At 47.2% G+C, this 7,727-nt stretch carries 7 protein-coding genes; 3 read left to right on the forward strand and 4 right to left on the reverse strand.

The window, feature by feature from the left end:
- The 4 genes from ACR0P9_RS05030 to cls form a co-directional block, all read right to left on the reverse strand.
- Positions 1–1,056 (reverse strand): sugar ABC transporter ATP-binding protein (locus ACR0P9_RS05030; protein ID WP_432617918.1); only part of this gene is annotated, 1,056 nt, incomplete at its 3' end.
- Between the two features lie 14 nt (positions 1,057–1,070).
- Positions 1,071–1,475, reverse strand: a complete 405-nt coding sequence (gene rbsD / locus ACR0P9_RS05035; RefSeq protein ID WP_432617920.1) for a D-ribose pyranase — start codon at positions 1,473–1,475, stop codon at positions 1,071–1,073.
- Complete coding sequence (rbsK, locus tag ACR0P9_RS05040) at positions 1,472–2,365, reverse strand: ribokinase (protein WP_432617922.1); 894 nt, start codon at positions 2,363–2,365, stop codon at positions 1,472–1,474. The genes rbsD and rbsK overlap by 4 nt, the downstream gene beginning before the upstream one ends.
- Positions 2,366–2,666: 301 nt before the next feature.
- Entirely contained in the window at positions 2,667–4,244 is a 1,578-nt protein-coding gene (gene cls, locus ACR0P9_RS05045; RefSeq protein ID WP_432617924.1) for a cardiolipin synthase, read from the reverse strand.
- Between the two features lie 493 nt (positions 4,245–4,737).
- Between cls and gdhA the strand changes: the two genes are divergently transcribed.
- The 3 genes from gdhA to ACR0P9_RS05060 all read left to right on the forward strand — a co-directional run.
- Positions 4,738–6,081 carry an NADP-specific glutamate dehydrogenase gene (gdhA, locus tag ACR0P9_RS05050; RefSeq protein ID WP_432617926.1) on the forward strand — a complete coding sequence of 448 codons (1,344 nt, stop codon included), beginning with the start codon at positions 4,738–4,740 and terminating at the stop codon, positions 6,079–6,081.
- Positions 6,082–6,633: 552 nt separating this feature from the next.
- Positions 6,634–7,158, forward strand: coding sequence for an RNA polymerase sigma factor (locus tag ACR0P9_RS05055; protein WP_432617928.1), 525 nt, complete (start codon positions 6,634–6,636; stop codon positions 7,156–7,158).
- A 3-nt stretch (positions 7,159–7,161) separates the two neighbouring features.
- Positions 7,162–7,727, forward strand: a 566-nt coding sequence (locus ACR0P9_RS05060; RefSeq protein ID WP_432617930.1) for a DUF4367 domain-containing protein, incomplete at its 3' end; no start/stop codon positions are given.

Here is a 7,727-nt window from a genome sequence, read left to right on the forward strand (position 1 = left end):
GAGGGAGATGTTCTCCTCAATGCTCTTGTCCAGCATCAAGCCCTCGACTTTTCGATCTTCTGTGATGAATCCGATGCCGTTGTTCATGGCATCCCATGGAAATTTGTTGTGGATTTCCGTTCCGTTCATGAAAATCTGACCGGAAACATTTGGCATATTGCCAAAGATTGCCTGCATCACTTCGGTACGTCCGGCACCCATCAGACCGGCAACGCCGAGCACTTCGCCCGCACGAACGGAAAAACTGATATTTTTAAAAACATTCGGACAGCATAAATCCTTGACTTCAAATACTACATCGCCCGGTGTCACATGGCGTTCTGGGTATCGCTCGCCGATTTCACGGCCGATCATCATCTTGACGATTTCCGTCATGTTGGTTTCCGGAATGTTGCGGGTTCCGATGTATTCGCCGTCGCGCAGGATGGTAATTCTGTCACACAGCTCGAAAATCTCTTCCATACGATGAGAAATATATACCATCGAGACGCCCTTTTTCTTGAGGGAGCGAATGACCTCGAACAGGGTGCGTGTTTCGCTCGCGCTGAGTGCGGCGGTCGGCTCGTCCATAATGATGACCTTGGCATCTACCATCAATGCTTTGGCGATTTCAATCATCTGCTGCTGACCGACGGACAACGTGTCCATTTTTTGTGCCGGATCAATGGAAACACCCAAGATGTCCAAAATGCGGCGGACTTCCTTACGCATCGCTTTTTTGTCGCAGACACCAAAGCGATTGTGAATTTCCTTGCCGAGGAACATGTTTTCTTCGACTGTCAGCTCAAACAAAACGTTTAACTCCTGATGGATGAAGACAATGCCTGCCTGCTCCGCTTCCTGCGGGTTGTGATAGACCACTTCTTTTCCGTCTACGATGACAGTACCAGCATCTCTGGTGTAGACACCGGTCAAAATCTTCATCAGCGTCGATTTGCCCGCGCCGTTTTCGCCCATCAGGGCGTGAATTTCGCCGTCGGCGAGCACAAAACCTGCATTTTGCAGCACGGGATTGCCGCCAAAGGCCTTGTTGATGCCTCGCATTTCAATCTGCATATGTGCCGCCTCCTTTAGCCGAAGATACAGCCGGACTGAAGAATAATATTGGCATACGGTGTCGTTTCACCCGTGCGAATCACTGCTTTGCAGTCCTCGGTCAGTACCTTTAATTGTGCATGGCTTACATATTCTACGTCAGGCTTCGTCTCGGCAAATAAATCGAGCACCTGCTGCTCGATCTGCGGATTTTGCTCCTTGATTTCCTGCGCCAAGATAATCTTTTCGATTTTCATGTCGGCAGCAACCTCTGTGAGGACATCCATGAAAGAGGGCAGACCGAAGCGGACGGCAAGATCAATGCGCACTGTGCTTTCCGGAATCGGGAGACCGCAGTCGCCGATGCAAATGCGGTCTGTGTGTCCCATATACGCCAAGGTGCTTGCGATGTCGCTGTTTAAGATTCCTTGCTTTTTCATGCGTGTTCCTCCATCGCCTGTGCAACCTGCTCTGCGGTTGGCATACCGCTCTGTGCGCCGAACTTCTCCGTGGACAGGCTGGCTGCTGTGTTGGCATATAACAGAGCATCTGCAATGCTGCTTCCCTGTGCAATGCGCACGCTGAATGCACCATTTAACGTATCACCCGCACCGGTGGTATCTACAACTTCGGTCTTTCGAGCCGGTACTGTCAGCACTTCGCCGGAAGCCAGAGCGACCGAAACACCGCGCGATCCCTGTGTGATAATGAGCTTTTCCGGATATGCCCGCAGCAACTCCTCGGTGGTGCGCTCTTCTCCGAAAATCAAAACCGCTTCGTGCTCATTGGGCGTGAGATACGTGACTTTGTCGATAATGTCCATCGGCACCTTGGCTGCCGGTGCCGGATTGAGAACCGTCGGAATGCCGTGCTGTGCACACAGCTCTACGACATAGTGGACGGCATCCAGCGGAATTTCGTGCTGCAAGACAACCATGTCATACGTGAGCAGTTCGTCCTTGATGCTGTCGATGTATGCGCGGTCGGCACGGCCGTTTGCACCCTCAACAACGATGATGGTGTTGTCGTGATCGCCGACGGTAATAATGGCAATGCCTGTCGGCACACCGGAGACAACTTGAATGTGGCTGGTTTCAACGCCGTTTGCCTGAAGATTTTCTACCATCTTGCGGCCGTTGTCATCGTCACCGACGCAGCCGAACATCTCGACCTGCGCACCAAGCTTTGCCATAGCGACTGCCTGATTCGCGCCCTTGCCACCCGGAATGTAGCGCAGGGAACCGCCTGGGAGGGTCTCACCCTTCAGCGGAATGCGCTCTGCGGTTACCGTCTGATCTATATTGATACTTCCTACAACTGCGAGTTTCACAAGATAAAACTCCTTTCCTATTTGATCTATTCCTTGTTCATTCCTGAGTATCTTTTCTTCTCTTTCAAACCGTGTGCACATGTTTGAAACCGGTTTCATTAGTGGGAGTATAGCAGTTAAGCCAGATTCTGTCAACTGTACAAAGGAAAAATTAGAGGATTGTACAGTTTTTGTCAAGAGAATCTGTGGAAAAAAACAAGGAATCTGGACTTGACGTTTGGTTTTTGCTATATACAGATAGGAAAGAGCAGAAAAATGCCCTGCACTCTCAAATAGAATGCAGGGCGTTTCGTGCGCATGATTATAACAGCGGTGCAAATAAGGAGACCAGAGATCCCCAGATCGATTTGATCCATGGATACGATTTGATCCATGCTTTGTCGATTTCACGGGATTTTTGAATCGTGTCTAAAATATCATCGCGAATTTTGTCGACGACGGATGACTTGTAAAACAGACAGCCGCACTCGAACTGCAAATAAAAGCTGCGGAAATCCATGTTGATGGTTCCCACAACCGCAATGTCGTGATCGGCAACAATCATTTTTTCGTGTACAAAACCGGGCGTGTATTCGTAAATCTTTACGCCAGCTCCAATCAAATCGCGATAGAAAGAACGCGTTACGGAGTAGACCAGCTTTTTGTCGGGGATACCGGGGGTCACAATGCGTACATCAATACCGGATTTGGCAGCACCGCACAGGGCAGTTGTCATTTCGTTGTCCAAACTGAGATACGGCGTAGTAATAAAGACGCTGCGCGTGGCGTTGCTGATGATGTCCAGAAAGACATTTTCACTGACATTCTCGTTGTCCAACGGAGAATCTGCAAATGGCTGGACAAAGCCATCACTGGGAAACAGCTTGGTCGGCTGATAATCCGCCAAGTTTTTCGTGTCCTGTTTGACGGAAAAATCCCATAGCTGTAAGAACATCGCGGTCAGATTGGCAACGCCGCTGCCGGACAGCTTGACACCAGTATCCTTCCAGTGACCAAAGCGATCCACTTCGTTGATGTATTCGTCTGCGAGGTTGAAGCCGCCGGTGTAGCCAATATTGCCGTCAATGACACAGATTTTTCTGTGGTCACGATAGTTCAGATAGGTGGAGATGAGGGGGTACAGGCGATTGAATCGAACGACCTGTATGCCCATTGCCCGGAGTTTTTTGTCGTAGTGGTGCGGGAGCGTGGAAATACAACCCACATCATCGTACATGAGCCGAATTTCGACACCTTCCGCGGCTTTTTGCTGTAAAACCTCTAAGATGGAATCCCACATGACACCGCGTTCGATGATAAAGAACTCGATAAAGATAAAGCGTTTGGCTTTTTTCAGTTCCATCAGCATAGAATCGTATACATACTCTCCGAGCGGAAAATACTCTGCGGCGGTGTTTTTCCATGCTGGCATTTCAGCGATGCGATAGAGATATTCGCAGGTACGCCGATGCCGCGGGATGGTCGTACATAGGGTGCGGGTGTCCGAAGCGCGGAACTGCTCAATCACTTCCGTCCGAATCGGTTTGACTTTGACCAGTCTGGCTCGATTGAGCGGCGTGTTGCCCATAAATAAATAGAACAGTGCGCCGAACGGAGCGAAGAACATAATAATGATGATCCACGGAATCTTATACGAGGGATTGTCGGGCTTGCGAATGAGCCAGATGATGACGATTGGGCTGAGTATCTTGAGACATTGGTAAGCGATAACCCAGCGGCCGCGCAGAAACAGCAGCGCATAGATGATCGCATAGAATTGCAGACCCAACAGCGCTGCGGTGATTGTCAATCGGCTGAACAAAAAACGAAAGACGGATTTCCGTACTTTTCTGCCGGTTTTTAGCGCAAAATCATGCGTGGAAAATTCTGGTTTGCTCAAAGAATCCTCCTTTCTCAGAAAAAATCAATCTGTATGTATCATACGCATTTTCAGAGAAAAAGTCAATGAAACGGGAAAATCATACAAAAACTGTATCAAATCCGGAAAAAAGATGGAATTGCAACATCTGTATGAATATCCTGCAAAAAAACTGTCTGGCTAAAGTGAATATGTGGGTGCATCTTGGATAAGAGAAGGGAAATTCTTGTATTATCTACTCAAAAAGTAGTACAAAACGGAAATGCAAGAAATTATTCATTTCGTGCTTTTTCAACATAAATACATGCAAAGACGGAAGAAAAACGAAAAAAGTTATTGTTTTCACCCAAAATAAGGGAGGAATACACAAAAATGAGAAGGCGAACAATACAAAAAATAGAAATTTAGAAAAAAATTATGAATTTTGCAATTTTTGTATTTTCAAATTGCCATTCTTGTGGTATGATGATAACCGAAGATGTGATTAAACCATTATATATGGAGGAAAACAAAAATGGCTATTACGAACACCTATCTGAAGGGTGTCTATGACACCGTAGTAAAGCGTAACCAGGGCGAGCCGGAGTTCCAGCAGGCAGTATATGAAGTTCTGGAATCTCTTCAGCCGGTAGCAGAGCGCCGTCCGGACCTCGTTGAGGCTGGCGTATTCGAGCGCATCGTTGAGCCGGAGCGCGGCGTACAGTTCCGCGTTGCTTGGGTTGACGACAACGGCAAGGTTCAGGTAAACCGTGGCTTCCGCTATCAGTTTAACTCCGCAATCGGACCGTACAAGGGCGGCATCCGTCTGCATCCGTCTGTTTGCGCTTCTATCATCAAGTTCTTGGGCTTTGAGCAGATCTTCAAGAACAGCCTGACTGGCCTGCCGATCGGCGGCGGCAAGGGCGGTTCCGACTTCGATCCGAAGGGCAAGTCCGACGGCGAAGTAATGCGTTTTTGCCAGGCATTCATGACTGAGCTGAGCCGTCATATTGGTGCTGACACCGACGTTCCGGCTGGTGATATTGGTACTGGTGCTCGTGAAATTGGTTATATGTTCGGTCAGTACAAGCGCATTCGCAACGAGTACGTTGGCGTTCTGACCGGTAAGGGTCTCCAGTGGGGCGGCTCTCTGGCTCGTACCGAGGCTACTGGCTACGGTCTGTGCTACCTCGTTGACGCTATGCTGAAGGATCACGGTACTTCCTTCGAGGGTAAGAAGGTTGTTATCTCCGGTTCCGGTAACGTAGCAATCTACGCTACCCAGAAGGCTACTGAGCTGGGCGCAAAGGTTATCGCTCTGTCCGACTCCAACGGTTACGTTGTTGACGAGAACGGCATCAACCTGGACGTTGTAAAGGAAATCAAGGAAGTTCGCCGCGGCCGCATCAAGGAGTACGTTGAGGCAGTTCCGTCTGCAAAGTACTTCGAGGGCAAGGGCATCTGGACTGTTAAGTGCGACATCGCTCTGCCGTGCGCTACCCAGAACGAGATCAACGAAGAGGATGCAAAGGCACTGGTTGCTAACGGCGTACAGGCAGTTGGCGAAGGCGCTAACATGCCGTCCACTCCGGAAGCTATCGCTGTATTCCAGGGCAACAACATTCTGTTTGCTCCGGCAAAGGCTGCAAATGCAGGCGGCGTAGCTACTTCCGCTCTGGAGATGAGCCAGAACTCTCAGCGTCTGTCTTGGACCTTTGAAGAGGTTGACAGCAAGCTGCATCAGATCATGGTTAACATCTACCACAACATTTCCAGCGCTGCTAAGGAATATGGCTGCGAGGGCAACCTGGTTGCAGGTGCAAACATCGCAGGCTTCCTGAAGGTTGCTGAGGCAATGAAGGCTCAGGGTGTTATGTAATTCGGATTTGACTCCGCAAAATAGCTAACTTTATACATGAAAATCCCTCGGTTTCGTGAGAAATCGAGGGATTTTTTGCTTCTTATTTTTGCTTTGTATTCTTTCTGTGCAAAAGATTATCCTTGCTATTGAACCTATCGTGTGCTAATATTATTTTGGCACTGCCGTGTGCGGTAGGCGGTTTATCCCTCTCGACAGAGGGTAAAACTTCTTTTGCCCTCTGATCTGATGAGAGGAGGGCTGACATATGGTAACTCATGCAGAATTGTATCAGTATACATTAGTTATTGTCGCTATTATCAGTCTTATCGTTTCGATATACAAAAAATAGTAACAAAAAAGAAGTGACCGCCCGTTTCCCAGACTTGCGATCACTTCTTTAAGCAATTTTACGGGACAAACCGCCTACCGGCAGTGTCCTTTTTCTACCTAAATTATAATAGCATGTGATGTGATTGTCAATTATCTGAGAATCTGATTTTTTGTATCTGATAAAAAATAAATTATTTTTTTGTAAAAATGACTGCCCTCAACCGTTATTATAATAGTACCATGACAGGAGAACAGCAACGATTGAAACACCATACTTTTTTTGAAGAATTGTATGACAGGTATAAGACGCCGATGTTTTATATAGCGAAAAAGATTCTAAAGGATACCTATGCGGCGGAGGATGCAGTATCAGAGTCTTTGATTAAAATCGCAAAACATTTGCAAAAAATTTCTCAGCTGCACGAGAAAGAACAACGGGATTATATTTTTATTCTCACGAAGAATACAGCTCTTGATATGTATCGAAAGCAGCGAAAAGTTGTAGACATTGAACAAGCGGAGATCATTCCTGATTTTCGATTGGTAGATGAGACTGTGTTCGGCAAGATGCAATATGAAATGATTTTACAGACCATTGAACAAATGGATGATAAATGGAAAGATCCATTAAAATTATATTGCTTTTATGAGCATACAGTGGAAGAAATTGCGGAGATTATGGGAATCAAACCGCATACTGTGTATTATCGGATTGCATGTGCAAAAAAGCTCTTGCTGGAGAGCTTGAAAGAAGCGGGGGAATAAGCGATGAATGGAACATCAAAAGAAGAACTGTTTGATGCTTTGGTGCGGGCGGCGATCCGAGAAGAAATAGAACATGCGCCAGACCAGACAGATCTGGCAGAACATGACTTTTCAGCGCGCTTTGATAAAAAGATGAAACATTTGATTCGGACGCAGCGGAGACAAGCATGGGTGACAAGGTATAAACGAAAAATTTGTCAAATTGCAGCAGCTGCTGCTTGCGTCGTGCTTGTGAGTGGTGTTCTATTGACCAAAGTAGAAGCGGTTCGGATTCCTGTTATGAAATTTTTCTTTGCCGTAACAGATCAATATACGGAAATTGTACCGCATCGGACACAGCTTGCCGTATCGGACGCCATGCAGCCATATATGCCGCAATACATACCGGATGATTTTGTTGTGACAGATATAGAGGAAGAAAGCACAGAGGTATGTATCACATACGAAAAGGACGATGGCGCGTGCTTTATCGTAGATTTTTGGATGAATGTACCGGATACTGCTCTAGATACAGAACATGCCAAAGTAGAACAGATAGAGATACAGGGCAGTCCGGCGATTCTTGTGCA

Source organism: Butyricicoccus sp. (genome assembly GCF_050872565.1).
Lineage (GTDB): Bacteria > Bacillota > Clostridia > Oscillospirales > Butyricicoccaceae > Butyricicoccus_A.

What these genes read in the sequence shown, in the direction of transcription:
- rbsD (WP_432617920.1), bottom strand. Translation starts at nt 1,475, where the DNA reads ATGAAAAAGCAAGGAATCTTAAACAGCGACATCGCAAGCACCTTGGCG.
- gdhA (WP_432617926.1), top strand. Translation starts at nt 4,738, where the DNA reads ATGGCTATTACGAACACCTATCTGAAGGGTGTCTATGACACCGTAGTA.
- ACR0P9_RS05055 (WP_432617928.1), top strand. Translation starts at nt 6,634, where the DNA reads ATGACAGGAGAACAGCAACGATTGAAACACCATACTTTTTTTGAAGAA.